We start from the raw sequence: 25,842 nt of genomic DNA, 5'->3' as shown, positions 1-25,842 counted from the left end.
GGTGAGGATGACTCAAAGTGTCAAACACTTATAGGCCATCCTCACTTCTTTGTTTTTTTGCATAGTCGGAAGCAGAAATGGCCATATCATCCAACAGAGAATGATTTTGTTGGTTGCGGAAATTCTAAATATATAAGTACATATACGAAGAGTGGTTAAATTTTATTTCTATGATACCCAAATACATAAAAGAAAGGGTCGAGCCTAATGGATGAAAAGAAAAGAGCTGAAATTAAAAATGCATTAGCCAAACACGTGGTAATCCTGCCTGACGGCACTTCTTTACCTAGTTTAGGACAAGGAACATGGTACATGGGGGAAAATCCCCAAGTGAGAGACAAAGAAATAAAAGCCTTGCAGCTCGGCTTAGAATTGGGTATGAAACTTATTGACACTGCTGAAATGTACGGAAATGGCGACTCTGAACGCTTAGTTGGCGAAGCTATTAAAGGACGCAGAAATGAAGTCTTTTTAGTCTCAAAAGTGTATCCCCATCATGCAGGTTTAGATATGATTTCAAAAGCATGTGAAAACAGCTTAAAACGACTCGGAACAGACCACTTGGACTTATATCTTCTCCACTGGAGAGGACGTGTTCCTTTAGAGGAAACAATTGAAGGAATGGAAAAACTACGTGAAGAAGGGAAAATTTTAAGATGGGGCGTCTCTAATTTTGACACGGTTGATATGGAAGAGCTATGGAACACTGCGAATGGAAAAAATTGTGTGACGAACCAAGTGCTATACCATTTAGGTTCAAGAGGAATCGACTTCGATCTCTTACCATGGCAGCGTGAACATAACATGCCAATCATGGCCTACAGTCCCCTTGCTCAAGGAGGCTCTTTAAGAAGACAGCTTTTAAACGATCCAGCTATTCATGATATTGCTGACAAATACAATGTCCAACCATTACAAATCGCTCTTGCTTGGACCATCCGTTCGAATAACGTCATCGCTATTCCAAAAGCGGTTCAATATGAACATGTTTTAGCAAATGCTGAAGCAGCAACCATTGAGTTTACTGAAGAAGATCTCAGTAGAATTGATCAAGTATTTCCTAAACCTACTAGGAAAATGCCATTGGATATTATTTGACATTTGTTGGAATTTCTGACAATCTAATAGGAATTTCAAAAAAACTGTGTAGACTTTATTCCATACAGTTTTTTTATCGGGGCAATTTAATATCCTTACCGAATTATTCTCGCATCAAAAGCCTATTTAGTTAGTTTTTGTTTAATGCTAATCGTTAAAAGAGAAAAGGGACATACAAATATATAAAGTAAAAGCCGACAGATGAGTATAAATCAGCTAATCGTTCTATCTGTTTATGGCTCTCTAATACATTAGAGAACAAAAAGAATAAAAAGAGGCAAATGAATAAGCTGTACGTTGTTTGATATTTACAACTTTTTGAGTCCCCGGCAGATTGCCCATAGATGCAGGCTAATATGAGGCAATACGACAAGGAACCATAAGGAAACTACAATATATTCAACTCTTTCTATGAAAGGCATTTCCGCAATTTTAAGTAATGTTAAGGTCGCCCAAATCGTATGTTTGAGATGCTCTTCATTAAAGAAAACAAAAGTAATGATTGATATGGAAAGGTAGAGGAAGATTGTAAACAAAACCCCGAATTTTCCTCACATTGGCCAAGTCCTGTCCTGATTCTAGTAACATTATACCCTAAAATTAATTTTCCACTTAACTTATCAATATCAATATTGTCTAACCGGAAGACAATGTTTTCTAGATAATTAATTTGTACATGATCAAAATTAACGCTCATTTTCAGGAAGGAAAATACAGGAGTTTTGTCGAATATTGGAAGTTAAAATAATAATTTTAGAGGGATGAAATGAGCAGCCAAAATGAATATATTGGGAAGAAGATTAAAAAATTGCATGGTGGGATATTCAAGGATTCGAAATCTTTAAATGATGAGAAGTATAGATATTGTAATCTACAAAAACAACTGGGTTCTATCCAAACTTCTGAAGTACCCTTATTTATTTATGTAGGGGAGTTGTTTATTAGCAGTAATGAAAAGAATAAAAATAACCTTATTACGTTTGTAGATGATTTCGGGCGGAAATTAATCCATTCTCGGGTTTCACTTGAACAATCTATCAATTTTGTTTATCTTACACGTTGCTCTATTATGGACTTGCTAGAACAGGAATTACGAGAAAAAAGTATTTCTATAAATACATTTTTTGAATCAATTAAGATACTTGAATATTTGTACCAGCTTATCTCCAAAACACTTCTGAATTGCTACAATGAGGAATTATTATACACCAAATTTGCTTTAGATGAGTCCAATCAAGATTTAAAAATTACGCTAAGAGAGCTCGCAGATTTGCAGAAAGCACTAAATGAAGCTACCATTTTTTCAATTACCGATCGAGACGATAGAATTTCCTATGTGAATGAAAAGTTTTGCGATTTATATAAATATACAAGGGAAGAACTAATAGGAAAAAAACATGATATTTTCTGTTCTGACTTTCATCCCCCTTCTTTTTTTAATCATATTTGGGAGACCATTAAATGTGGAGAGGTTTGGAAAGGGGAAATTCTTAATAAAGCGAAGGATGGAACCAAGTACTGGCTTGATACAACTATTGTTCCATTTGTTGATTTAAATGGAGAAAGGTATCAACATATTTGTATACAGTATGACATTACTGAAAAGAAATCAACAGAAGAAACGCTAAGTAAGACCGAGAAGTTATCTATGATTGGTGAATTGGCTGCAGGCATTGCTCATGAAATAAGAAATCCATTAACAACCATTCGTGGATTTGTACAACTCCTTACTGAAAATGGAAAAGTGCCCTATTTTGTCGAAACGATTTTAGATGAAATAGAAAGAATAAGTTTTATTGTAAATGAATTTATGATTTTTGCTAAACCTCACTCGGTTTACTTCAGTGAATTCGATGTAAAAAATATTTTAGGCAGTGTGATTTCCTTTCTCGAGCCCGAAGCCTTATTGAAAAATGTACGAATTAAATATGAATTTCCTTCAGAGGATATCGTTTTTACTGGGGAAAAAAATCAGTTAAAACAGGTTTTTATAAATTTAATTAAAAATTCCATAGAGGCGATGCCAACTGGTGGTAATATCTATGTTTCCATTGATTCGACTGCTCATCATATTTTAATTAAAATCAAGGATGAAGGGGTAGGGATAGGGGAGGAACATGTTAAAAGATTGGGGGAACCTTTTTTCACTACCAAACATAATGGAAATGGATTAGGCCTTATGGTCAGCTATAAAATTATTCAGAACCATAAGGGAACGATAAATGTTAAAAGTAAACTAAATCAAGGAACCTCTTTTATCATCACATTTAATAAAAAAACAAAAAAAGAGGCCATTAATCTTTGATGCTAAGGTATAAATCAAACAATTGAAAAGCCCTCATATTCTTTAAATTTGAGGAGTAAAGATTTATTTAACATATTATGTGGGAAAACTATCCTAGAGGATGTTCGTGAAAGGGAACATTATTGCAGGTGAATTTGATTCGGCTATCAATGAATTTTCCTTACAGAAAGTTATGAATTTCGAAACAGAGTCGGTCCTTAATGAAGACCAGTTAAATAATATTTATCATTATTTAAAAAAACATCAGCATGAAGAGGATGGGCAAATTATTACTTTATACGATCAAATGCTTGTACGCTTAGCACGGAATGAAGTTAACCAGTTAATTGTTGATTTAGAGAAAGTAATGTCCTTGTATCACTGATACGTATAAGAGTATTTTGTACGAACTAACGAAGCAGACCCCACTGGATCTGCTTCGTTTTATGATGGATTTGTTGACCATAATCCAGCTGTTTTAACGAATACTCTTGGATTAAATTTTAAACTAGCCACGGCTAATTCTGCAAGGTCTTCTGGGTGCATCACGTTTTCTTCATTGCCTTTAACAAGATTTGTATCAATGGCTAAATCTGTAACGACCGTACTTGGTGTTAAAGCAGTAACACGGACATTATGTTTTCTTACTTCTAGCATAAGTGATTCTGTTAGCCCTAAAACAGCGAATTTAGAAGCACTGTAAGCACTTGTAACATGAGCACCTTTTTGGCCAGCAGATGAAGAGATATTGATGATATCTCCTGATTTTCTTTCGATCATTCCTGGTAATACTGCTCTAGTTACATTATACACACCCATTAAATTGACTTGGATGATTTTTTCCCATTCTTCTGGTGTTAGATCAAGGAATCCACCAAATTTAGCAACACCAGCATTGTTGATTAGGATATCAATTGGGCCTAAGTCTGATTTGATATGTTCAACAGCATGGATAACGGATTCAAGATCGGTCACATCTGCTGCTGATGCAGAAACCTTTACATCAAATTGTGCTAGTTCAGCAGCTACCTTTTCTAGATTAGACATATTTAAGCCGATTAGGCCTAAATGAACGCCTTCTTTTGCTAAGGCGATAGCAGTAGCACGTCCAATGCCTCTTCCTGCGCCAGTAACTATTGCAGTTTTTCCATTTAAAGAAATCATTTTATCACTCCTAAAATTATTACAAATTGAAGTAGTTCCTTTAACAGAAAGACCACAATCTTGCATGGAAACAGCTTGCGGTCTTTCCTATTTAGAACTCGAGGAATAATGTTTATTCTAAGTTGGCGTGTCTACCGTACATTTTATTAGTATCCAAACCTTTTTTCTCCATGAACCGAAGAATCACAGCGTCGTAAAATAGTAAAAGTGTTTGCTCAAATAATGAGCCCATTGGTTGAATCGTCTTAAAATCACTCTCAGACTGATCTTTAGGTGAGCCAGGCAACTTAATTGTGATATCCGCTAATTGTCCAATAGTGGATTCTGGGAAAATGGTTACAGCTGTAATTGTCCCACCGATACTTTTTGCCTTTTCAGCCATGGAAACTAAACCTTTCGTTTCTCCTGAACCTGATCCAATGATTAAGATGTCATCTTTTTCAAAGTTAGGGGTTACTGTTTCGCCAATCACATAGGCATCTATCCCCATGTGCATCATTCGCATGGCAAATGATTTGGCCATAAATCCAGATCTGCCTGCGCCTGCAACAAAGATTTTTTTTGATTCAAGAATCCCATTAACTAATTTTTCAGCTTCATCATTCGAAATTAAATCTGCGGAGCGATTTAACTCTTTTATGATTTTAGCTAGGTATTGAGTTGTATTCATGATCTGAATTACCCTTGATTAATCATTTGTTGCATTTTGGCAGCAGCAGCTTTTTTATCAGCTTGTCCAGTAATCCCGCCACCTACAATGACAAGGTCTGGTTTGACTTTGATGACTTCAGGAAGTGTGTCTAACTTAATACCACCTGCGATTGCAGTTTTAGCATTTTTTACAACACCTTTGATGGTTTGTAAATCTTCAAAAGAGTTCTTTCCAACTGCTTGAAGATCGTAGCCAGTATGAACACAAATATAATCAACGCCCATAGCGTCCACTTCTTTTGCACGTCCAGCAAGGTCTTTTACAGCAATCATATCAACAAGGATTTTTTTACCTTGTTTTTTCGCTTCTTCAACAGCACCTTTGATTGACATATCTTCAGCAGTTCCAAGAATTGTGACGATATCTGCACCTGCTTCAGAAGCTTTCATTACTTCATAACCAGCTGCATCCATGATTTTTAGGTCTGCTAATACCTTTAAGTTAGGGAATGCTTTTTTAACTGCTTTTACAGCATGAAGACCTTCGTTAATTACAACCGGTGTACCGATTTCAACGATATCAATATGTTCCTCTACTTCTTTTACCAGTTCAATTGCTTCTGGGATATTGACTAAATCTAATGCTAATTGTAATTCCATCTATATTCACTCCTATAATTTTTTTATTGTTGTACAGTGATAATGTCTCCAAAGGGTAATAATACTTTTACAGTAATATTATCCTTAAATTGCATTATCCGTACCTGCCAGCAATAAGGGATATCATGTCCTCTCGCTGAACAATTGCAAGTATACAACGTATGATTAAACATTAAAAGTACGCACTTTTATTTTACATAGTGATAAAAAGTATACTGTAAGACAAACACTTTATATAGTCTTACTATTAACTTTAAAAGAAACAATGCACTTCCGTATTGCCTATTTTCAGTATAAGTGCTTGATAATTGCCCAAATTGTCATTGTTGATGTTGTTTATAAAAATCTCTTATTAATAAACACATTTTTAGCTGGGGGATTGAATGAATAAATTTTTTGATTATATTCTTTTAACAGTATGAGCGGCTATTGTAGCAATGGGATTAGAAATGATATTAGCGCCAAATGGGCTGGTAGATGATGGGGTAACTGCCTTTTCAATTATGGCAAATGCCATGTGGGGCTCACCAATATTTGCACTTTTTTTAGGTTTAAATATCCCTATCTTACTCTTTACAGCTAAATATTAATATTGCCGCTTTTGTCTTTTCACTAGAAAAAGCCATGCTGTCACTTGCCGTGTATTATTTTGTTGCAAAAATGATTAATTATGTTTTGGATGGATTTAATCATGGGAAATCTGTCATGATCATTAAGAAAAACCGGATGAAATTTGTGAAAGGATAAACAAAGAATTAAATATGAGTATTACCTATTTATTTGGTGAAGGTGGATTTTTAAGTGAAAAGAAGAAAATAATCTATTGTATACCAATCCATTTATTTTTTCGAAATTAAAAAGGGTTATATTGTCAGTGATCCTAATGCAATTATGGAGGCTTCTTATGTTTGTGAGACATCCGGTTTAGATAGTTCGCTTATTACGCCAAAAGCTTCAACACATAAAGAATACTGTTCTCAACAAATTTATATCACATATATTTTGTGGCCAGGGAGAGGAGGCTCACCCTGGCTTTTTAATTTATTTAACACAAAAATAGATGAGTTTATTTCCTACAGTATACATTTTGTTATTATGTTATTTTTTTATCACCATTTAAATAAAAAGTGCGTACTTCCATTTAAAAAATGTAGGTATTATACTTACATCTTGTTGCAACATTGGATTCACGAAATACTGTGGTTATTGATCAGTCATCTGATCTTCCGCATTCAGTTTACTACATTGAAAGGGTGAATAGTATGTTTGGGTTACATGCAAAGCATCACAAAGTTTGTTCAAGATGCCTAACCTTCACATCGAATAATGCTTATTGTCCAAAATGTGGTCATTCGCATTTTAGGGACATCATTATTACGGTCCAAGCAGGTTCAAATAATAAGATGGCTAAGCCAGGGATTGGCTATCAAGAGTTATAGTAGTTTTTTAAGAAAGGCATAAGTGGAATTTTTAATTTGGGAGGTATGTAAAATGGAGGCAATGACATTTGTCTTATTTGGGGCGACAGGGGACTTAGCAAAAAGAAAAATCTTCCCGGCTCTATATAATTTATTTTTGGATCAAAAATTACCTCTGCCTATCTCAATTATTGGGGTGGGCAGAGGAGAATTATCAGATACTGATTTCCAAAACCATGTGAAAGATTCCTTAAAAACATTTTCTAGACGATCGCTAAATGACGATTCAAACTTTGAAGTGTTTATCCGTGCCTTTCGGTATAGCCAGGTAGATGCTATCAAGGCTGAAGGATATAAAGGATTACTTGAACTTGTTAAACAACGTGAAGAAGAATTGAATATTCCGAAAAATCGTATGTTCTACCTATCTGTTGCTCCAGAGTTTTTTAATGTGATTGCTTTCAACATTAAAGAGAGTGGTCTAGGTTCTACTAAAGGTTGGAAACGTCTAATTATCGAAAAACCGTTTGGACATGACTTAAAATCAGCTCAAGAATTAAACGATAAACTAAGTAAAGCTTTTGATGAAGAAGAAATTTTTCGCATCGACCACTATCTTGGAAAGCCGATGGTACAAAACCTGGAAGCGTTAGGATTTGCAAATCCAGTGCTTCAAGCATTATGGAACAACCAATACATTGCAAATGTGCAAATTACTGCAAGCGAAATTGTTGGGGTTGAAGAGAGAGCTGGTTATTATGATCAAGCTGGGGCTACTCGCGACATGTTTCAAAATCATATGCTGCAAATGTTGATGATGACAGCAATGCAGCTGCCAAAACAAATTAGTGCAGAAGAGATCCGCAATGAAAAGAGAAAAGTAATAGAATCACTTCGTCCATTAAAGAAAGAGGATGTGGTGAATCATGTGATTCGAGGTCAATATGGTCCTGGTGAAATCCAAGGTAAACCAGTTGTTGGGTATACAGGAGAACCTGAAGTTGCTCCTTCTTCTTTAAATGACACATTTGTGGCTGCCCGTCTATGTGTGGATAATGATTTTTGGAGAGGGGTTCCTTTCTATCTCCGTACAGGAAAAAGAATGACAGAGAAATCCACCCGAATTGTAATTGAATTCAAAAATACTTTAAAGGATTTGTATAGGACTCAAGAAGAAACTGCGCCAAATCTTTTGGTGATTGAAATCAATCCAAACGAAAGTGTTTCATTACAATTAAATAGTAAAAACCCATTAAACAATGGAAAAATCGAACCAGTCAATGTTGATTTTTCTGCTAAGCAAGCAGATGTTCCTGAAGCGTATGAGCTTTTAATTTACGATGCAATGCGTGGCGACTCAACGTTCTTTGCACATTGGAAAGAAGTGGAGTTGTCTTGGAAATTGGTACAGCCTATCTTAGAGGCTTTTGAGGAAAATACAATTCCCCTTCAATTATATCCATCCGGGTCAATGGGACCAGATGCTTCCCATCAATTATTGGCAGAGGAAGGATATAAATGGTGGTAGTAATAAAAGATGAGAATATTTTTAGATTATTAAGGAGGAAATGAACATGAAAGTTGGATTAATTGGTTTAGGAAAAATGGGATTAAATTTAGGTCAAAATTTTATAGATAACAAGCACGAAGTAGTAGCTTTCGATGTAAATGGAAGTGCCGTTGAAGAAATGAAGAAATACGGTGCTCAAGGTACATCTGATTTAAAAGAACTTGTTGAATCATTAGAAAAACCAAGAGTTGTATGGATTATGGTTCCGCATGCTGTGGTAGATTCAGTAATTGATGAAATGACACCATTATTAGGCACTGGAGATATCGTAATTGAAGCTGGAAATTCTCACTATAAGGAATCCATTCGCCGATATAACCAGCTAAAGGAAGTAGGAATTCACTTTATGGATGCCGGTACTTCTGGTGGAATGGAAGGTGCTCGTAATGGAGCATGTTATATGATTGGTGGAGACCCTGAAGCCTGGAGCATCGTGGAACCAATTTTCAAGGATACAGCTGTCGAAAACGGATTTATCTATGCTGGTAAAGCAGGGAGCGGTCATTTCTTAAAAATGGTTCACAATGGAATTGAATACGGTATGATGGCAGCGATTGGTGAAGGATTCGAGGTATTAGAAAAAAGCAAGTTCGATTTTGACTACGAAAAAGTGGCTAGAGTGTGGAATAACGGCTCAGTTATTCGTTCATGGCTCATGGAGTTGACTGAACGAGCATTTACAAAAGATGCAAAGCTAGATGAAATTAAAGGGATTATGCACTCTTCTGGTGAAGGGAAATGGACAGTTGAAACAGCTTTAGATTTACAAGCAGCCACTCCTGTTATCGCAATGTCACTTTTGATGCGTTACCGTTCATTAGACAGCGATACTTTTACAGGTAAAGTGGTAGCTGCATTAAGAAACGAATTTGGGGGACATGTTGTTGAAAAAAACTAACAGAATTACATCTGTCACATTTAATAGAAAAAGAGTCAATAAAAATAGGTGAAGAAAAATAGCTCATTATTTGTGAAATGGTAATGAAAACAATGAATATGATGGTAGAAAAGGATGTGAAGTTCATGAATGTATTGGATGCAAAAATTATAAATACTCAGTATGGTATAGAAACTTATCTAGATCTATTGAAAAATGTTGAAGTGAAAGACATTCAATATGTTACAGAGACAGCTTCTTTTTACGAAAATACTATAGGTTTAGAGTATTTTCGGTTAAGAAATGAAAATTATTATAATAGTGAAAAGAGATATTTTAAGATGCGTATGAATTCTGATTTAAATGCTATTACTATAATAGAAACAAAAGCAGAAAGTTTATTTGCTGTGAAAAATGAATTTGAAAGATCTGCAACAAAGGAACTGATTGGAGAGTGGCTAATAAAAAGCAATGCTTTCAGAAAAGTTCTTAAAGTTAAACATATTTTCTTGATAGGAAGATGCATTACAGAAATAGAAGCAGAAGTTAAATAGGGAATTCATACCGTTTGAAATTCCCTATTTAACTTTTCTAAAAAACATACTCCAAATAAATTTTCTATCATTTTAATGGTTATTTCGGAAACTAGTGAGATCTCTCAACACGAGCACTTCCAATCATATAAGATTCCCTAATAAACATGAGTAAGAAAACGATAATGTATTTATCTTGCCAGGAACATTTAACAAATAAAATTAATGTAAATGGTTATCCTAATCTGTAATAGCTAGGAGGGATGATAAAATGGAACAAGTTAATCACCATACAAAAATTAATGCATCAGAAAATGCTGTCATTTGGTCACAATATGTTAATGACAGTTTGTCACGATGTATTCTTCGCTATATGTTACATGATGTAAAGGATGAAGATATTCGCGATTTACTGAAATTTGCCTTAGAATTATCAGAAACTCATTTAGAAAAAACGAAGCAATTCTTATCCTTGGAAAATCTTCCAATTCCAATAGGTTTTACAGACGAAGATGTCACAGTAGACGCTCCTAGTTTATTTACTGATACATTTAAGATTGTTTATTTACATATTATGACAATTCACGGTTTGACGAGATATGCTGGTGCCACTAGTGTTTGTATCCGAGAGGATGTCAGAAAATACTTTATTGAATGTACTTCGCAATCATTGGAACTATATGATAGGGTAACTAGTGTTTCCTTAAATAAGGGGATTATTAACAAACCTCCTACTTTAAACAATCAACAAAAGATTGATTTTGTTAGGAAACAAAATTATTTAACTGGTTGGTTTGGGAAACGTAGACCTATTAACGCAATTGAAATCAGTGGTGTGCATCTTAATATGCAGAAAACAATGATGAAAATGGTATTGGAGTTAGGATTCAGTCAAGTTTGTCAATCAAAAGAGGTACGAGATTATATGGAACGTGCTCGTAATCTTTGTAGTAAACACTTTGATATTCTAAGTACAATGTTAAAAGAGGAGAATCTTCATGTTCCGAAGTTATTTGAAACAGAAGTAACAGATTCAACAGTTCCACCCTTTTCAGATAAACTTATGCTATTTCATATAGCGACACTGCTTTCCGCAGCAATTGCTTATTATAGTGAGGCATTAACAATGGGACAAAGAAGAGACTTAGCGGCAAATTACGCACGAATGAACACCGAAATAGCCTTAATTGCTGAAGATGGTCTAAATCTATTAATAGAAAAGGGATGGATGGAACAACCTCCCTCTGCCACTGATCACGAAAGTTTGGCAAAGAATTAGATCAATGATAATTATGCTGCTTTATGAAAAAGATAGGACCTAGTTATGATGGGAGTCAAAATGGTTGATAAGAAAATAGTCGGTGAAAAAGCAGCAGAGTTTGTTAAAGATGGCATGTTTGTGGGGCTTGGTAAGGGTTCTAGACTAACCTAGATAAATGAGACACTATTAAAGCACCTACGAAATGGTACACTTAATTAAAGTGTACCATTTCGTAGGTGTTTTTGCGTGAAGAGAAACGAAGTGGGCAGTTGTTAAAGATAAAATGAGCGGTCAGTTTACCAATCAGGAAATCATGGAAAAGTATGGGATCAAAAATGTGTCACAAATCAAAACATGAATGAAATGGTTCCATGAAGTACAAAGATTTAACCACCCGATCGGCAAGCAATATACTAATGGACACGGTCCAGAAAACCAGAGTGATGAGGAAAGAAAAGAACGGCTGCTTACTTATTTAAGGCAGGAGAATGAAATTTTAAAAATGTATTTGGAGCTCGAAAAGGAGTTGAAAAAGAAGTAGTTACTTCACCAGCCTTAAGACTCATCAATGTAACTTGCAGATGATTCCCGGTCCATAGAGCTGTACGAAAGGTATTGTTTTACTTCGGAGCCTGATTGATATTCACTACAAAATGTTTAGGTTCAGAATCTTTTACAAAATTTTTCCCTTTTGCTGACTGAAAAAACCCAATCCATTAGCGTAATTATAAGAGTCCCGAAATCAGGCTGTCTTAAATCATTATACATTGGTTCATTAACATAATAAGGATTTTGATATTGATACGGATACGGATACATCATTCGAAACCGTACTGACACTTACACCTACTGCTCCAACAAGTCTCCCATCGATCACAAATGGGCTTCCGCCACCAATGATAACCAGACGTCCTTGGTTAGTCCTGTTTATGCCATATAATTCCTCGTTTGGGACACTTAATCAGGCTAACTTTTCCTTAGACATCTTCATGCCTTATTTTGGCCGATATCAATACTTGCGACTGGGCCTTCACCCATTCTGTGACAGACGATTAAATTCCCGCCTTCATCTGTAATAGCTATAACCTCTGATATACCAAGTTCTCTTGCTTTCCGTTCTGCACCTTTAATCAGTTTTTTGGCAACATCCAGCGTTATTTCCCTCAATTCATTACTTTCCTTTAAGACTATTTCCATGAATTATGATTTTATTAGGTCAACCTATGTGCTAACACGATAGTTTTTAGTTCGAAATATCCTTCACACATGAAAGAGTTCCTAATTGCAATAACTCATCCGGACCACTTGCAAACAAAGCGCCATTAATTTATCTGAAATCAAAAATACCTGTATTAGAGATTACTCCATAATACAGGCTCTTCGACGTAAGCTTGTGAATCTTTTGAACTTCTGCAAATAGGAGTATGCCCTGACTTTTGATTATCCCTTAACTGTCCTAAAAAATAAAAACTTGCTAAATGATAGGGTAATTAAAACCATAACGAGGGTTTGTATAGAATGGCGGTCTCCATCCTATTTCCGACATTGGCCAGGAATGATTGATATAGTCCATCCTTACTTTTTCATCGGAATAGTTTACCAGCAATAATTTTACTTCCGGATTAAATTCGAATCGCAAAATAGCAGCCTCCTTGATATTTTATCTTACGTTTTACCTTATTCAAAGCCCATCAATGGGGAGCAAGTCTTTATTTCCTAAATAGTCTGGAACAGGTGCCCTTAAAATGATTTGTGGAACGGAAACAGGCACTTCACTTTTCTGCTCATCATACAGTAAACAGAACGTTTACTATCAGGAGGTTTGCCATGAGTCAGGAAAAGAAAGATCGCCAAATGCCACAGATGGATCAAATGCAAGATATGTATTCTGCGGGTCAAATGGATTCCATGGACCAAATGTCGGAAATGCACCAACCGCAAATAAATTATATGCAACAAGCGAATCAGATGCCGTATTACCAGATGCCTCAAATACCTCAATATCACATGTCACAAATGGATCAGTATCCAGGGGGCAACGTGATGGGCCAATATAAAAAAAATCATGTAATGGGTACGAAGAATCAAATGAAGCTGCAGCAGATCCAACAGCTGCAACAAGCGTTTGATGCAAACAAAGTGGAACACCCATACCCGATGTACCCTAACTATGGGAAAATAACCAGGTATGAGGAAATTCCGTTGAATTTACCGGAACAGCGCCAGCTCTTTCACCCAGGTGTAGAAGGGTTAATGGTGCCCCGGCCGATCATTGAAAACCCAAATTACAAAGGCAGCGGAAAATTAAAAGGAAAGGTCGCGCTTATTACAGGTGGTGACAGCGGAATTGGGGCGGCGGTCGCAATTGCATTTGCCAAAGAAGGCGCTGACGTAGCCATCGCTTATTTAAATGAACATGAGGATGCAAACCGAACCAGAACGAGGATCGAACAACTCGGTCAGCGTTGTTTGTTAATGCCGGGTGACTTGCGGGATAAACAGCAGTGTGTCGCAATCGTAGAGCAAACCATAAGGACGTTTGGACGTCTGGATGTCCTCTGCAACCATGTAGGGATCCAGTTCCAGCAAAAGAGCCTAACGGACATTACGGACCAGCAATTCGATGATACATTTAAGGTGAATATCTATTCCCACTTCTATACAACCAGAGCAGCACTTCCATACATGAAACCGGGAAGTTCAATCATTCAAACTTCTTCTGTAGTGACTTATGTTGGAGAAAAACAAATGATTGATTACACTGCCACAAAGGGGGCTAACGTGGGATTCACGCGCGCTTTGGCGAAAAATGTGGTAAATAGAGGGATCCGGGTTAATGCTGTAGCACCTGGGCGGATTTGGACACCTCTTATCGCAGCTAGCTTCTCATCAGACCAGGTTGCTGTATATGGTGCCTTTAACCCGATGCAACGGGTAGCCCATCCATTTGAGCTTGCCCCAACATATGTGTATTTAGCTTCTGATGATTCTCGTTTCGTTACAGGCCAAGTGCTTCATGTTGACGGTGGGGAATCTACTCATTCATAATCAGCAGATTAAATGGGATGAAATGAAAAAGAGGCTGCACTTAAATGGTAAGTTATAAAACATCTCACAAAGGTGATAGGCAACAATTGCATCTGTTTTTACCTTAGGCAGACTTAAACTTTTGGCACGATGAGAGATAAGAGAATTAACACATCCAGGCCAATGACTGGATTCATGCTTTTGTCCTCCTAAAACTCAATTTGTCGATATCCCCTAATGCTTCTTGTAATATCATAGGTTCGCTTGTTAAACGGGATAGTTGTCCCATCCTGCCTGAAACATGTTTACGTTCTACCCCGACTACCGTTATATATTAAGACCCAACATAAAAAGGTCAACCAGAATTATCTGGCTAACCTTATATTACGATCGGGTGCAAGAGTTGAAGATCCAGTGTGGATCGGCAGATCTTTTTTCTTCTTCGACTAAACCAGCTAATAGTTTGTCAATATATTTCAATAAAAACTTAAAATATTACTAAAAATGTGCATGCCAAATAACCTTCCATTATCTGTTGTTGGAAGGTTTTGTGATATTTAGTTAATTTGGTTTTAAGCTATATCTTGGAAAGTTGTTTTGCTTTTTAAAAGGGCAAATATCCAGGGTAGGAGCTTATTTACACAAGCAATTACAGCTACCTTAAAAGGTTTTCCTTCTTCACGTTTTTTATCAAAGAACTCTCGTAATTTCTTATTTCGAGGAATAATTTCATCGCTTTTTTTACTCTTACGACAGTCACGAATTGCACAGTGAACAGCCATATATAAGGCGTGACGAAGCCTGCTGGATCCTCTTTTCGTGATTCGGTTTCTGGCGGCTGTATACTTACCAGATTCGAATACACTAGGATTAACTCCAGCGAAAGCTACAAGCTTTTTAGGATCAATAAATCGATCTATCTCCCCAATTTCTGAAATGATCGTTGCAGCGATCTTTTCACCGACACCAGGGATAGATTTGATAATATTATATTCTTCCTTTAGCGAGGGCATCTATCTCTGACTCTAACTTGGATAGGTGCTCTTTGTATTGAAGAATAATGTTTATATACATACCAAGACTCAAAAATGACTCTCGAAATGGATTCTGTCATTACTGGAATGGAGCCTACAGGGCATTATTGGCTTATTTCAGCTCATATTTTAAAAGAGGAACAGATTAAGTTCGTAACAGTTAACCCCTTACATGTAAAGAATAGTAAGGAGTTAGACGATAACTCTCCGACTAGCGGAACTACGTGTGGCTAAGAAATTACGCGATTTATTAAATGTAGACTTACAAATTGTGCAGGGACAGGTACACAACTGGATTGATCGATACTTTCCAGAGTTCTTTACCGTTTTTAAAAGTTGGGAAGGAAAGGCAGCTCTTCATTTATTAAAGCTTGAAGCATTACCGGATGAATTGGTGAGATATACAGACGTAGAATTACTAGAATACCTTAGGGAAGCAGTGAAACGTAGTATAGGCATAAAGAAGATTCAGGCCTTAAAGGAAGCAGCCAATCGGTCGATTGGCATTCGTCAGGGCGCCATGATGGCTAAAATGGAATTAAGAGCGTTAATACAAAAGTATGAACTCATTCAAGCCAAGTTCGAAGAGCTTGACCATACTCTAGATACACTCCTTCAGGATATTCCAGGCGTTGATTAAATGTTAGACATAACAGGAATTGGACGCGATACAGTGGCGGGTTTCTTCGCTGAAGTAGGAGATTTAAGGGAGTATAATCATCCTCGTCAAATAACCAAGCTGGCAGGACTCAGCTTAAAAGAAAATACATCAGGAAAGCGTAAAGGAAGAACGAAAATTACGAAACGGGGTCGAAAGAAATTACGAGCCTTATTATTTCGGGCATCTATGATTCTAGTAGCGAAGAATAAAGCCTTTAAAGCTCTACATCATTATTACACAACAAGACCTGACAATCCGTCGAAAAAGATGCAGTCTTTAATTGCTTTGTGTAATAAGCTTATACGCATTCTCTTTTCTATTGGGAAGAAACAGTTTGTGTTCCAGGAAGAGAAGATGTTAAAGGATATCCCCCATATGCATGCATTTATTCAAGAGCCAATAGCAGCATAATCACTATCAAACTGACTTTTAACAAATAGATTCAGACAGTTAAACAGACAAGATCAGCATGGGATTAGTCGGCAACGCAACTAACGTAAGGACCTAGATCCTGTAGGGCAGCATGACCGACATCCACCTTATGGAAAGGTTGAACGAAGGAATGTAGGGGCGTAGACTCTGTGAGACTTGGGAGGGTAGACCCCCATAAGATATGTGGATATCCATTGGTGCGTACAAACCCCTAATATCCAACTTTTTGGAAATTAACTGAAGGTTGGCTAGTTTCTTGCGCTCATTTTCTTCTTGAACTGCTTGATTGTGTTCTTTTCGTACGGATCAAATTTATAAAGTTAAACAAGCTGGATAGCGATATTGAGAAAAACCGCGTATTAAAGAGATAAGTGTTTGTTTTTTGAGGGAGGTTAGTTGAATAAGAAAGAGAAAAGACATACCTTTGGAATGTCTTTTCTAACTGATATTTTCTTTATTAGCAATGTCCCTTACAACATCTTCAATTGTAACATTTCTTAAAACCTTCTCCATTGCCAATTGTGCTGTTATGAATAATGGTTCAATTGTATTCTGGATGTTCCTGCCTACGGGACAATCAGGATGTGGACTTTCATGTATGCTAAACAATTCTTTCTCATTTACAACATTTACTGCCTTATAAACGTCGAACAGTGTGATAGAAGATAATTCCTTTGCAAGTTTAGCACCTGCAATTCCTGGGTTTACCTCTATTAAACCAGCTCTTTTAAGCATTCCCATTAGTTTTCTTATAACGGCTGGGTTCGTGTTAACACTTGTAGCTAAAAATTCAGAAGATGTTACTCCTTCCTTATTTAATTCAATTAGAGCCAATATATGAATTCCGACTGCAAATCGGCTGCTGATGGACATGTTTAGTCACCACCCCTATAATCTAATACTTATATAATTTTTCCTTAATCATGTAATTAATTTGATTACAAGTTTATTATACCAAAATACGAACAAAATAATATATATTGTTTCACATGTTGACAAATCGGTTACATGTAATTAAAATAAATACATGTAATCAATATTGTTACAGATAAAACTCAACTGGAGGGGATATTAATGAAAATTTTAGTTACTGGAGCAACAGGGAAATTAGGTTCTAAGGTTGTAGAATCTTTATTGAAATCAGTACCTGCAAGTGATCTGGTGGTGAGTGTCCGAAATCCAGAGAAAGCAGAAGGACTTCGTACTCGTGGAGTGGAAGTTCGTCAAGGGGATTTTGACCATCCAGAAACATTAGATAAGTCTTTTGAAGGGATTGACCGATTATTAATTATTTCTTCCGATGGTGACAATGAAACAAGAATCCAACAACATGCTAATGCTGTCCAAGCAGCTGACCGTGCAGGGATAAAATTTATTGCATACACAAGTTTAGCCAATGCAACAGAAAGCAATAATTTAATGGCTCCACCTCATGTTGCGACAGAAGCAGCCATCATTAAGACGGGTATCCCATATTCTTTCTTGCGTAACAATTGGTATTTGGAAAACGAAATCGGAAGCATTCAAGGTGCTATTGCAGGAGCTCCATGGGTAACTTCTGCTGGAGAAGGTAAAGTAGGCTGGGCACTGCAACAAGATTACGCAGATGCAGCGGCAGCAGTTCTTCTTGGAAACGGTCACGAAAATACTGTATATGAACTTTCTGGTCCTCTTTTAACTCAAGAGGAATTGGCATCTGCTCTTGGAAATGTATTGGGTAAAGAAATACCTGTCCAGCAAGTTAGTGACGAAAAATATGCAGAGATCATGAAAGGCTTAGGTTTACCTGATTTTGTTCTTCCGATTGTAGTAGGAATTCAAGAGAGCATTAGGAACGGTTCATTAGAAGTTAAAAGCAATGATTTTGAGAAAGTTCTTGGTCGTCCAGTTACTCCGATTGACGATGCACTGAACCAACTTGTTAATACAATTTCATAAATAAAATGACCAAAAAAGAACCGACATAAAGTTGGTTCTTTTTGCAGAATAAGCACTTGCTCAATGATAATTAGACTGCTTTGTAGGATTGTCCATAAACTCACTATTTTTAATAAGCGGGGGCGGGGTAAGGGCTACTTCTCCTCCCCCACACGTAAACACACTTAAATCCCAACCGCTAGTGATCTTATACAATCGTAATGATCACTTTTCCTTGAGCATGACCTTCTTCAAAATATCTGAAAGCTTTTTCCGCTTCACTTAATTTAAATGACCGATCAATGACCGACTTTACTTTCCCGGCTTCAAGAAGTTCGCTCAAATAAAATAGATCTTCCTGATTTTGCCTCTGCAACATGCTGCTCATTTTTTTATTCCCTGTTAAAGAAATCCACGGGCCCAGGACCATTGCCTGTGTAAATTGTGCTCCTGAACCTCCGGCAAGCACATAAGTTCCATTCGATTTTAAAGCACGCTTATAAGCTGAAATGGGCTGATATCCGTTAACAGCCAGAATCAGGTCATACTTCTCTGTCCTTTTGGAGAAATCCTCTTTTTTATAATCAATGGCATGATCTGCTCCAAGTGTATGCAAAATGTCTAAATTTCTTGTACTGCATATACCGGTAACCTCAGCACCAAATGATTTGGCAATTTGTACGGCGAACGTTCCTACACCGCCTGAGGCCCCATAAATCAAGACCTTCTGTCCTGCTTGAATGTTCCCTTTATTCCTTAAGGCCTGCAGTGCTGTGACTCCCGCCATAGGTACTGCGGCAGCCTCCTCGAAGGAAATATTTGCTGGTTTTATGGCCAGGCCCTTTTCAGGGACAGATACATATTCAGCAAAACCGCCCCACCCGCAGCCAGAGAGATCTCCGAACACATTATCTCCTGGCTGAAACTGTGTGACGTCTTTGCCCACTGCTTCCACTTGTCCTGCAATGTCACCACCTGGTATTGTATGCTTTGGTTTTAGAAGACCGTAGGCAAAGCGTGCCAGGTATGGTTTTCCTTTTAAAAGGACAAGGTTCCCATAATTCACAGATGCTGCGTGGACCTTGACGAGTACTTCATGATCCTTGGGAACTGGTATATCTATATCTGTCAATCTAAGATTTTCTGGAGATCCGTATTTTTGATACATGATTGCTTTCAGAAAAAATCCCTCCTAATTTTCCAGGTAACGCATAGATTTAAAATTATATCTTTTAATTCTATTCTGGGAGGAAATATTCAAGACTATAATCCTTCTTTTGCAGTTGAAAATGGCCTTCATAGGCCGATATTGCCTATTTTTAAAATTGTTTATAATATTCCTTTACGGGAATATTCCTGATGCTGTATATTATTCTTAAGGAAAGTTACAATAAGGAAGCGGGGGTGGGATCTACAATTGAAATGGGAAAAGTGAACACAATCACACGGGGAGATGATTCAACATGAACGGGCAAATTTTCAGTGCACTGGCTGAGCCCAACCGCCTGTATATCATTGACCTGCTGCTGGAGGGAGCGCTTCCGGTGGGGGATATCGCCAAAAAACTTGATTTGAACCAGCCTCAAACCTCCAAGCATCTTCGCGTTCTTTGTGATGCTGGCCTCGTGGAGGTTCAGCCGATCGCCAACCGCCGGATTTATAAAATCAGGCCTGAACCGTTTCAAGAACTGGATAGGTGGCTTGATTCCTATCGTCGCTTATGGGAAGGCAGGATGGATAGGCTGGATGATTACCTTAACGTATTGCAGGGCAAAAAACCTTTGAATTGATGGCATTAAAATGGAGTAAGCTCAACAAATCTGTCTCTTCAGTTACAAACGGTTTTACAAATACAGCTTCTAATGGAGGAGTAACAATGTCAAATAATGCAATGCTTTCAAGAGTTGAAGATGAACGAGTGCTGGTATTGGAACGCGTATTCGATGCACCGCGTGAGCTTGTCTTTAAAATGTTTAAAGAGCCGGAACACCTGAAACATTGGTGGGGTCCAAGAGGTTGGGAGCTCCCGGTTTGCAGCGTTGACTTCAGACCTGGAGGAGTATGGCATTATTGCATGAAGTGTGTTGATCGGAATCAGGGCCAATTCTATGGCATGGAATCCTGGGGCAAGGGGATATACAAGGAAATTAGCGAGCCGGAGAGCATCAGCTATACGGACTATTTTTCCGATGCTGAAGGGACTATTAATGAGGAAATGCCATCTACAGAAGTGACTCTGGAATTTGTGGATGTGGACGGCAAAACGAAATTAATTAACCGTGGAGAATATGTATCCGCAGAGGCGCTCCAGTCCGTAATGGAAATGGGTATGCTGCAGGGCATTACAGATACTTGGAATCGTCTGGAAGAACATTTGAACGAGATCAAGTAACATAAATTGAACATTTAGAAGGCAAGATTGGCTGAAAATTTATAAATTAACAAGGCGTTGATCCAAGAAGGATTAACGCTTTTTTATGAATTAAGACCCATTTTGCGAAACTTCTTTTTTTAACGGGGTCAGATTTTGGAACGAGCCAAGATCTTACCCTATAGTGGATGGAAATCCACTATAGGGTAAGAATTCGTAATTCGAACCAGGTGGCTTTTTTTTTGAGCAAACGGGGCAGCATTCATGTAATGAAGGAAAATGGAGTTTGAACAAAAAATAACCTCTTGGTTTACCAGCCGCCTTGAGGCAGTTTTGTTCTTAAGAAAAACTGTTCATAATAAGTAGTTCTTATTTCAACATGATGAAATGTAGAAATGATACCTTTGGAAATGTTCATTTAGAGTGGTTCAAAATAGGTACTGTCAACTCCTTCGAAAAAGTACACTCTTACTAACGGGAAATTTTCTATGCAAAAAACACCTATTTCTATGTTCGACTAAGTCCAAAGTTAATTTATGAACGTCTGTCGACTCATCGATACTTTTGCGAACACTTTTGATACCAAGAATTTTTATTGGTCTATTAAAAGCGTTACATTTAAAAATGACTTTTAAATTATGCGCTTTGTCGTTAGAAATGGAGTGAAGCACAATGACTTAGGGACAGTTAGAAAACGCTTTTTGTTTCTTTACTGTCCCTTAGCATACTTGGCTTTGCCCATTTCTTTCGGCTCACCCCAGCCGTTCCGGCTGTCATAATCCAAATCATATTAATGAGGGGAACAAAGAAGGAACTCTTTCCGTCCAAGCGAGGTGGTCGTTCAGGCTGTAAGGCTTGAGACCATCTAATGGTCAAGGGTTCGATGCCGTAGGTCATTTAAAAACTTAGTTCGAGCGCCCCGGTGCGAATGGATTCCGAAGGAAGCAGCACCGGCTGGCAGCGGTTCATGTGCAGCAAGGGAGCGTTGGGCTTTTTGAGGTTCGATGCCCCGATAATCCCTATTACTTTCTGAGCAAAAAAAGAGGGCTTACCCTCTTTCATTTCATTCACTTCAACCACAAAGCCTTTCAACCAATCTACAGCATCACAAGTTAAACTCAAAGAGTCATATATATGTGGACCTATTTTTCGAGCAAATCGAACGGTGATAAGCAATAATAATGCCCTCTTATTGCTTGAATGTAAGGACGTCTCTGGTGGAATCACTATAAAACACGCAAGGACTACGGAGAGCTTAATTATTACTATGTGGAAGGTCCGATGTGAGTGTTACTCGTAAAAGCATAATGCAATATGTACCTAAAAGCGGCTAACTTGTACCAGCTGCTTTACATAGCAAGATAGGAGAACGGTTATGATCTCTTCCCGTTGTTCTAAATAATATTGAACAAAGCATAATCTCAGTGGACATAGGGCTACATAGCGGTACCAAAATAATACTGAAAAAGTCAAACAATTACAGCAACGCCAATTATGCTTATATTTATGAAAATTCACATAGTTTCACAGACAACGAAAATAATTCTATGTAAGAATTAAAAAAGGTTTGACGCCAGGCCACACTAAGTTATTGATACCAGCTTAAATTATTTATACATTTCTTTATCTTCTTACCAAAGCTAACCTTTTGCTGAAGTTTGGCTTTTTTATTGTGTGCACGGCATAGGTGTATACGACAAAATCAGCATGAATTTTGAATATCAATCCATTTTTGAATGAATTTTTTTGATTCTGAGTGAAAATATCTAGAGTTTAATAAAGAATAATTTTTATTTATTACTATTATTCAGAAAATTAAGTTGACTATTTTATATTTAATTCGTATGATGATTATACGTATAATCATCATACGAATTTTTTGATTGGAGGTTTTTTGTGTTGAATTATATATTTAACTCTATAAAACACTGTGAATAAATTTTAAAAAGAGAGGTGTATTTTAACATGAAAATTATTCTTAAAGGCGGAACATTAATTGATGGGAGTGGAAATACTCCAGAAAATAATACTGCCATTCTTTTGAACGGTAAATATATTGAAAAAGTCGGTCGTATGGAAGACATTGAGTTTGATAGTAATGCCATTAAAATCATAGATGTATCCGGAAAAACAATTATGCCGGGTCTGATTAACATGCATGAACATTTAACATATAGAGAAGCGCTAGGAAATCCAATGCACTTTATGGAAAAGGAGAGTATCCAGGGACTTACCATTTTTGGTGTAAAGACACTTTTAAAGGGATTAAGAAGCGGATTTACTACCGTGAGAGAAATGGGTTCAATGCATTCAATCGCTTTATATCTTCGTGATAAAGTTGAGACCGGTGAAATACCAGGTCCCCGTGTTATGGCATGTAATAAACCTATTTCTTGTACGGGGGGACATGCTGCTGTTTTGAATAGTATAGCGGATGGTCCTGATGCTGTTCGTAAAGCTGCAAGAGAACAAATGAACCTTGGTGCGGATTTTGTAAAGGTGATGGCAAGCCATGATCCATGGCCAATGCCAGGAGATCAAAAAACACGGGCAGAGTTTACCTTTGAGGAGCTATCTGCAGCTTTTGAAGAAGCACATAAATGGGGGAAAAGAACTGCCTGCCATTGTATGGGAGAAATTGCTTTACGCAATGTAATAGAAGCTGGAATTGACGTTATTGACCATGGAATTTATCTAAATGATGAACTAGCTAGTTTAATGGTTGAAAAAGGAATTTATCTTACTCCTACATTTAGTGCTTATCATAAGCAAACCCTAAACCCTAAATATAGTAGGGGAACCGAATGGGTAAAAGACCATACTCCGTTGGCAGAAGCACAAGTCAATTCAGTTCGAGCAGCAATTAAAGCTGGAGTGAAAATAGTTAATGGAACGGATAGTGTTGGTAACTATGCAGAGGAGGTAGAACTGCTAAGACGTGAAGGTATGGATCCTATGAAAAGTTTATTGGCTTGTACAAGTTGGGCTGCAGAAGCTCTTGGATGGGAAGATAAAATCGGTACCGTTGAGCCTAATAAAATTGCAGATATTGTTATATTAGGAGGAAATCCATTAGATGATCCATATGCATTAGAAAAAGTGGAAATCGTTATTAAAGAGGGGAAAGTATTTGATCCAAATAATATTCACTTACCTCTATAAATTTACAACTAAAACGATAAGTAATAATGGAAAGGGGAAGTAGAATGGAAGGAAGTATAATTATTGCATTCGGAATATTTTATGGGTTGATTATTACTTCAATAACCCTTGCCCACTACCTCAATTGGAGAGATAGAAGAACCTCTCAAATCAAGGAGGAGAATTAAGATGGAATGGAAATGGCTGGCAGTTTTTGGAGTGTACAGTTTAGTTATGTTGATAATTGGCATTAAAGGATATGACCGCACCGAAGATAGAGCCGGCTTTGCAGTTGCAGGTAGAAGATTATCCACGCCGTATGCAGTGGCAACCTGGTTAGCTACATTTCAATCAGGTGTTGCGGTAGTAGGATTTACAGGATTTACATCTTTATATGGTTACTCTTTTATTACATATTTAACAATCCCAATTGCCATAGTAACTGTAATTTTCACTCTGTTGGCTTCTAAATTATCAAAGCTAAACGTGTATACAGTTCCTGAAATAATTGAGCAGAGGTACGGTGATTATAAACTACGATTGTTTTCAACAATAGCTATTATTTTTTTAAGTGGGGTCGCTGTAACCATTCAACTATATTCAGCAGGACTGGTGTTAGAAGCAGTTACAGGAGTTCCTTTAATTTGGTCCATCATTATGGTTGGGTTAGTGCTTACAGTATATGTAGTATTAGGTGGGATGACCTCAGTTGTTAAAACTGATATGATTCAGGCAATTTGTATGGGAGTTGGAGTTCTTGTTATTACCTTTATGATAATTAATAAGGTAGGTTTAGATTTGTTTGTTGTACCAGAAACAATGGGTGTTTTCTCAGGCCCAGTTGAAGGGGGATGGGTACTGGCTTTTGCTTGGATTTTTGTCTGGGTACCTGGAGTAATGGCGCAATCAATTTATTTACAGCGTTTTTATTCAGTTCCCGATAAATATGTTGCACGAAAAATGGCGGCATATGGGGGGACATTAACAGCACTCTTCTATACTTGTGTCCTTATTATTGGTTTGGGTGCATTTCATTTACTTCCTCCTGGTTCATTAGGTGATTTAGCATACCCTACCCTACTCCAAAGTGAATTAGGAGGAATAATTGGAGCTGTTGGATTAATTCTGCTTATCGCATCCATTCAATCCTCAGTTGACTCATTGTTAAATATTATGGGGACTTATGCTGCAGAAGATATATATGCAAAATTAGGACCAGAAAAGACTTCGGAAAGTATTCTTAGATTTGCACGTTTTGCAACACTAGCTTTTGGTATATTAACTATCATAATGGCTATAGCGATGTCACTGCGTGATTTACCTTTGATAGCACAACTACAATCACTTTCTCAAGGTCTGATGGGAGCTACGATATTATTACCCCTTTATATAGGATTGTTCTGGAAAAAAGCTACTAAGATTGGTACTTATGCGGCTATGCTTGGAGGACTTACAACTACAGTAATATTCTACATTTTGAAGAGTAATAATATAGTTTCAGTATTTCATGAGAGTTTTCCTGGGCTAATTGTAGCAACCATTTTATTTTTCTCTGTATCTCTATTGACGAAAACAAACGATGTTGAAAAAAAGAACTTTCATAATTTTGTATAGGTAAATAATAATTGGTTTTTTTTTATAATCTCCTTTTATTAGATCTTAGTAATAATTAGTATGCGAGTTACCGTAATAGAATAGAAAGATCCTTTAGGAAAATAAAGCTGTTTTAAATTTATCCTCTAA

Annotated in this window: 29 protein-coding genes and 3 pseudogenes; 20 read left to right on the top strand and 12 right to left on the bottom strand. The window is 37.1% G+C overall.

Annotated features, from left to right (window positions below; genetic code table 11):
* Positions 1-207: 207 nt before the first annotated feature.
* A complete protein-coding gene (locus A361_RS15715) occupies positions 208-1,098 on the top strand; it encodes an aldo/keto reductase (RefSeq protein WP_019382139.1) in 891 nt (296 codons plus the stop codon).
* Between the two features lie 308 nt (positions 1,099-1,406).
* Here the strand turns inward: A361_RS15715 and A361_RS31495 are convergent, their stop codons facing one another.
* Positions 1,407-1,634, bottom strand: coding sequence for a GerAB/ArcD/ProY family transporter (locus A361_RS31495; protein ID WP_019382138.1), 228 nt, complete (start codon positions 1,632-1,634; stop codon positions 1,407-1,409).
* A gap of 230 nt (positions 1,635-1,864) precedes the next feature.
* On the opposite strand from A361_RS31495, the gene A361_RS15705 reads away from it, so the two are divergent.
* A complete protein-coding gene (locus tag A361_RS15705) occupies positions 1,865-3,403 on the top strand; it encodes an ATP-binding protein (protein ID WP_019382137.1) in 1,539 nt (512 codons plus the stop codon).
* A 100-nt stretch (positions 3,404-3,503) separates the two neighbouring features.
* Positions 3,504-3,767, top strand: a complete 264-nt coding sequence (locus tag A361_RS15700) for a hypothetical protein (RefSeq protein WP_026041730.1) — start codon at positions 3,504-3,506, stop codon at positions 3,765-3,767.
* A 59-nt stretch (positions 3,768-3,826) separates the two neighbouring features.
* Here the strand turns inward: A361_RS15700 and A361_RS15695 are convergent, their stop codons facing one another.
* From A361_RS15695 to hxlA, 3 genes are all read right to left on the bottom strand, one after another.
* A complete protein-coding gene (locus A361_RS15695) occupies positions 3,827-4,546 on the bottom strand; it encodes a 3-ketoacyl-ACP reductase (protein WP_019382135.1) in 720 nt (239 codons plus the stop codon).
* A gap of 112 nt (positions 4,547-4,658) precedes the next feature.
* Complete coding sequence (gene hxlB, locus A361_RS15690; RefSeq protein WP_019382134.1) at positions 4,659-5,216, bottom strand: 6-phospho-3-hexuloisomerase; 558 nt, start codon at positions 5,214-5,216, stop codon at positions 4,659-4,661.
* Positions 5,217-5,224: 8 nt separating this feature from the next.
* The gene (gene hxlA, locus A361_RS15685) at positions 5,225-5,857 is read right to left on the bottom strand and encodes a 3-hexulose-6-phosphate synthase (protein WP_019382133.1); all 633 of its coding nucleotides are present in this window, start codon (positions 5,855-5,857) and stop codon (positions 5,225-5,227) included.
* A gap of 437 nt (positions 5,858-6,294) precedes the next feature.
* On the opposite strand from hxlA, the pseudogene A361_RS30915 reads away from it, so the two are divergent.
* The 6 genes and pseudogenes from A361_RS30915 to A361_RS29960 all read left to right on the top strand — a co-directional run.
* Positions 6,295-6,817 (top strand): annotated as a pseudogene (locus A361_RS30915) (YitT family protein); the annotation flags it as partial.
* A 531-nt stretch (positions 6,818-7,348) separates the two neighbouring features.
* A complete protein-coding gene (zwf, locus tag A361_RS15680; protein ID WP_019382132.1) occupies positions 7,349-8,803 on the top strand; it encodes a glucose-6-phosphate dehydrogenase in 1,455 nt (484 codons plus the stop codon).
* Between the two features lie 46 nt (positions 8,804-8,849).
* On the top strand, positions 8,850-9,743 hold the full coding sequence (gene gnd / locus A361_RS15675; protein ID WP_019382131.1) for a phosphogluconate dehydrogenase (NAD(+)-dependent, decarboxylating): 894 nt from the start codon (positions 8,850-8,852) through the stop codon (positions 9,741-9,743).
* Positions 9,744-9,826: 83 nt separating this feature from the next.
* Positions 9,827-10,276, top strand: coding sequence for a hypothetical protein (locus A361_RS15670; RefSeq protein ID WP_180321082.1), 450 nt, complete (start codon positions 9,827-9,829; stop codon positions 10,274-10,276).
* Positions 10,277-10,526: 250 nt separating this feature from the next.
* The gene (locus A361_RS15665) at positions 10,527-11,534 is read left to right on the top strand and encodes a DUF3231 family protein (protein WP_019382129.1); all 1,008 of its coding nucleotides are present in this window, start codon (positions 10,527-10,529) and stop codon (positions 11,532-11,534) included.
* 340 nt (positions 11,535-11,874) lie between these two features.
* A complete protein-coding gene (locus A361_RS29960; RefSeq protein WP_019382127.1) occupies positions 11,875-12,057 on the top strand; it encodes a hypothetical protein in 183 nt (60 codons plus the stop codon).
* A gap of 4 nt (positions 12,058-12,061) precedes the next feature.
* On the opposite strand, the pseudogene A361_RS31400 reads toward A361_RS29960, so the two are convergent.
* From A361_RS31400 to A361_RS30525, 4 genes and pseudogenes are all read right to left on the bottom strand, one after another.
* Positions 12,062-12,187 (bottom strand): annotated as a pseudogene (locus A361_RS31400) (cupin domain-containing protein); the annotation flags it as partial.
* A 104-nt stretch (positions 12,188-12,291) separates the two neighbouring features.
* The gene (locus A361_RS31140) at positions 12,292-12,414 is read right to left on the bottom strand and encodes a hypothetical protein (protein ID WP_335582814.1); all 123 of its coding nucleotides are present in this window, start codon (positions 12,412-12,414) and stop codon (positions 12,292-12,294) included.
* A gap of 89 nt (positions 12,415-12,503) precedes the next feature.
* On the bottom strand, positions 12,504-12,713 hold the full coding sequence (locus A361_RS31135; protein WP_250637164.1) for a GlcG/HbpS family heme-binding protein: 210 nt from the start codon (positions 12,711-12,713) through the stop codon (positions 12,504-12,506).
* A gap of 277 nt (positions 12,714-12,990) precedes the next feature.
* Positions 12,991-13,155 carry a hypothetical protein gene (locus A361_RS30525; RefSeq protein ID WP_019382125.1) on the bottom strand — a complete coding sequence of 55 codons (165 nt, stop codon included), beginning with the start codon at positions 13,153-13,155 and terminating at the stop codon, positions 12,991-12,993.
* Between the two features lie 106 nt (positions 13,156-13,261).
* Here A361_RS30525 and A361_RS29955 point away from each other — a divergent pair, with 106 nt between their 5' ends.
* Positions 13,262-13,573, top strand: coding sequence for a hypothetical protein (locus A361_RS29955; RefSeq protein ID WP_019382124.1), 312 nt, complete (start codon positions 13,262-13,264; stop codon positions 13,571-13,573).
* Complete coding sequence (locus A361_RS15650) at positions 13,560-14,564, top strand: SDR family oxidoreductase (RefSeq protein WP_019382123.1); 1,005 nt, start codon at positions 13,560-13,562, stop codon at positions 14,562-14,564. Before A361_RS29955 ends, A361_RS15650 begins: the two co-directional genes overlap by 14 nt.
* Positions 14,565-15,115: 551 nt before the next feature.
* On the opposite strand, the pseudogene A361_RS15645 reads toward A361_RS15650, so the two are convergent.
* Positions 15,116-15,635, bottom strand: a pseudogene (locus tag A361_RS15645) (transposase); the annotation flags it as partial.
* Between A361_RS15645 and A361_RS31490 the strand changes: the two are divergent.
* The 3 genes from A361_RS31490 to A361_RS31480 are packed head-to-tail and all read left to right on the top strand — an operon-like array spanning position 15,632 to position 16,649.
* Positions 15,632-15,811: a transposase gene (locus A361_RS31490; protein WP_082919384.1), complete on the top strand. Its 180-nt coding sequence runs from the start codon at positions 15,632-15,634 to the stop codon at positions 15,809-15,811. The pseudogene A361_RS15645 and the gene A361_RS31490 sit on opposite strands and share 4 nt — an antisense overlap.
* On the top strand, positions 15,804-16,217 hold the full coding sequence (locus A361_RS31485) for a hypothetical protein (RefSeq protein WP_019382121.1): 414 nt from the start codon (positions 15,804-15,806) through the stop codon (positions 16,215-16,217). The genes A361_RS31490 and A361_RS31485 overlap by 8 nt, the downstream gene beginning before the upstream one ends.
* Positions 16,218-16,649 (top strand): IS110 family transposase, encoded by a 432-nt coding sequence (locus A361_RS31480; RefSeq protein WP_019382120.1) that lies wholly within the window; start codon positions 16,218-16,220, stop codon positions 16,647-16,649.
* A gap of 459 nt (positions 16,650-17,108) precedes the next feature.
* On the opposite strand, the gene A361_RS15630 is transcribed toward A361_RS31480, so the two are convergent.
* Positions 17,109-17,543, bottom strand: a complete 435-nt coding sequence (locus A361_RS15630; RefSeq protein ID WP_019382119.1) for an Rrf2 family transcriptional regulator — start codon at positions 17,541-17,543, stop codon at positions 17,109-17,111.
* Between the two features lie 201 nt (positions 17,544-17,744).
* On the opposite strand from A361_RS15630, the gene A361_RS15625 reads away from it, so the two are divergent.
* Positions 17,745-18,608: an SDR family oxidoreductase gene (locus A361_RS15625; protein ID WP_019382118.1), complete on the top strand. Its 864-nt coding sequence runs from the start codon at positions 17,745-17,747 to the stop codon at positions 18,606-18,608.
* Between the two features lie 187 nt (positions 18,609-18,795).
* On the opposite strand, the gene A361_RS15620 is transcribed toward A361_RS15625, so the two are convergent.
* A complete protein-coding gene (locus tag A361_RS15620) occupies positions 18,796-19,755 on the bottom strand; it encodes an NAD(P)-dependent alcohol dehydrogenase (protein WP_019382117.1) in 960 nt (319 codons plus the stop codon).
* Between the two features lie 295 nt (positions 19,756-20,050).
* On the opposite strand from A361_RS15620, the gene A361_RS15610 reads away from it, so the two are divergent.
* Both A361_RS15610 and A361_RS15605 read left to right on the top strand, forming a co-directional pair.
* Positions 20,051-20,377, top strand: coding sequence for an ArsR/SmtB family transcription factor (locus tag A361_RS15610; protein ID WP_019382114.1), 327 nt, complete (start codon positions 20,051-20,053; stop codon positions 20,375-20,377).
* A gap of 86 nt (positions 20,378-20,463) precedes the next feature.
* The gene (locus tag A361_RS15605) at positions 20,464-20,979 is read left to right on the top strand and encodes an SRPBCC domain-containing protein (RefSeq protein ID WP_019382113.1); all 516 of its coding nucleotides are present in this window, start codon (positions 20,464-20,466) and stop codon (positions 20,977-20,979) included.
* Positions 20,980-21,855: 876 nt separating this feature from the next.
* Here A361_RS15605 and A361_RS15600 read toward each other — a convergent pair.
* Positions 21,856-22,134 carry a hypothetical protein gene (locus A361_RS15600; RefSeq protein ID WP_019382111.1) on the bottom strand — a complete coding sequence of 93 codons (279 nt, stop codon included), beginning with the start codon at positions 22,132-22,134 and terminating at the stop codon, positions 21,856-21,858.
* Positions 22,135-22,923: 789 nt separating this feature from the next.
* Between A361_RS15600 and A361_RS15595 the strand changes: the two genes are divergently transcribed.
* From A361_RS15595 to A361_RS15590, 3 genes are read left to right on the top strand one after another with little or no spacing between them, the layout of a single operon-like run.
* A complete protein-coding gene (locus A361_RS15595; protein WP_019382110.1) occupies positions 22,924-24,120 on the top strand; it encodes an amidohydrolase family protein in 1,197 nt (398 codons plus the stop codon).
* A gap of 44 nt (positions 24,121-24,164) precedes the next feature.
* Positions 24,165-24,287: a hypothetical protein gene (locus tag A361_RS31275; protein ID WP_019382109.1), complete on the top strand. Its 123-nt coding sequence runs from the start codon at positions 24,165-24,167 to the stop codon at positions 24,285-24,287.
* Between the two features lies 1 nt (position 24,288).
* Entirely contained in the window at positions 24,289-25,713 is a 1,425-nt protein-coding gene (locus A361_RS15590) for a sodium:solute symporter family protein (RefSeq protein ID WP_019382108.1), read from the top strand.
* The last annotated feature ends 129 nt before the right edge of the window (positions 25,714-25,842 follow it).

The organism is Cytobacillus oceanisediminis 2691 (genome assembly GCF_000294775.2).
Taxonomy (GTDB): domain Bacteria; phylum Bacillota; class Bacilli; order Bacillales; family Cytobacillaceae; genus Cytobacillus; species Cytobacillus pseudoceanisediminis.
The sequence above is the reverse complement of the archived record's forward strand: the minus strand, read 5'-3'. Positions and strand labels throughout refer to the sequence as shown.

Excerpts from the sequence above, each read along its gene's own strand:
- hxlB (WP_019382134.1), bottom strand. The coding sequence starts at position 5,216 with ATGAATACAACTCAATACCTAGCTAAAATCATAAAAGAGTTAAATCGC.
- A361_RS15630 (WP_019382119.1), bottom strand. The coding sequence starts at position 17,543 with ATGTCCATCAGCAGCCGATTTGCAGTCGGAATTCATATATTGGCTCTA.
- A361_RS15665 (WP_019382129.1), top strand. The coding sequence starts at position 10,527 with ATGGAACAAGTTAATCACCATACAAAAATTAATGCATCAGAAAATGCT.
- A361_RS31135 (WP_250637164.1), bottom strand. The coding sequence starts at position 12,713 with ATGGAAATAGTCTTAAAGGAAAGTAATGAATTGAGGGAAATAACGCTG.
- A361_RS15700 (WP_026041730.1), top strand. The coding sequence starts at position 3,504 with ATGTTCGTGAAAGGGAACATTATTGCAGGTGAATTTGATTCGGCTATC.
- A361_RS15705 (WP_019382137.1), top strand. The coding sequence starts at position 1,865 with ATGAGCAGCCAAAATGAATATATTGGGAAGAAGATTAAAAAATTGCAT.
- A361_RS15620 (WP_019382117.1), bottom strand. The coding sequence starts at position 19,755 with ATGTATCAAAAATACGGATCTCCAGAAAATCTTAGATTGACAGATATA.
- A361_RS15625 (WP_019382118.1), top strand. The coding sequence starts at position 17,745 with ATGAAAATTTTAGTTACTGGAGCAACAGGGAAATTAGGTTCTAAGGTT.
- A361_RS15650 (WP_019382123.1), top strand. The coding sequence starts at position 13,560 with ATGGGCCAATATAAAAAAAATCATGTAATGGGTACGAAGAATCAAATG.
- A361_RS31480 (WP_019382120.1), top strand. The coding sequence starts at position 16,218 with ATGTTAGACATAACAGGAATTGGACGCGATACAGTGGCGGGTTTCTTC.
- A361_RS15715 (WP_019382139.1), top strand. The coding sequence starts at position 208 with ATGGATGAAAAGAAAAGAGCTGAAATTAAAAATGCATTAGCCAAACAC.
- A361_RS15590 (WP_019382108.1), top strand. The coding sequence starts at position 24,289 with ATGGAATGGAAATGGCTGGCAGTTTTTGGAGTGTACAGTTTAGTTATG.
- A361_RS15670 (WP_180321082.1), top strand. The coding sequence starts at position 9,827 with ATGAAAACAATGAATATGATGGTAGAAAAGGATGTGAAGTTCATGAAT.
- A361_RS15695 (WP_019382135.1), bottom strand. The coding sequence starts at position 4,546 with ATGATTTCTTTAAATGGAAAAACTGCAATAGTTACTGGCGCAGGAAGA.
- A361_RS31275 (WP_019382109.1), top strand. The coding sequence starts at position 24,165 with ATGGAAGGAAGTATAATTATTGCATTCGGAATATTTTATGGGTTGATT.
- A361_RS29955 (WP_019382124.1), top strand. The coding sequence starts at position 13,262 with ATGATTTGTGGAACGGAAACAGGCACTTCACTTTTCTGCTCATCATAC.
- A361_RS15595 (WP_019382110.1), top strand. The coding sequence starts at position 22,924 with ATGAAAATTATTCTTAAAGGCGGAACATTAATTGATGGGAGTGGAAAT.
- A361_RS29960 (WP_019382127.1), top strand. The coding sequence starts at position 11,875 with ATGAAATGGTTCCATGAAGTACAAAGATTTAACCACCCGATCGGCAAG.
- A361_RS15605 (WP_019382113.1), top strand. The coding sequence starts at position 20,464 with ATGTCAAATAATGCAATGCTTTCAAGAGTTGAAGATGAACGAGTGCTG.
- hxlA (WP_019382133.1), bottom strand. The coding sequence starts at position 5,857 with ATGGAATTACAATTAGCATTAGATTTAGTCAATATCCCAGAAGCAATT.
- gnd (WP_019382131.1), top strand. The coding sequence starts at position 8,850 with ATGAAAGTTGGATTAATTGGTTTAGGAAAAATGGGATTAAATTTAGGT.
- A361_RS31490 (WP_082919384.1), top strand. The coding sequence starts at position 15,632 with ATGACTCTCGAAATGGATTCTGTCATTACTGGAATGGAGCCTACAGGG.
- A361_RS15610 (WP_019382114.1), top strand. The coding sequence starts at position 20,051 with ATGAACGGGCAAATTTTCAGTGCACTGGCTGAGCCCAACCGCCTGTAT.
- zwf (WP_019382132.1), top strand. The coding sequence starts at position 7,349 with ATGGAGGCAATGACATTTGTCTTATTTGGGGCGACAGGGGACTTAGCA.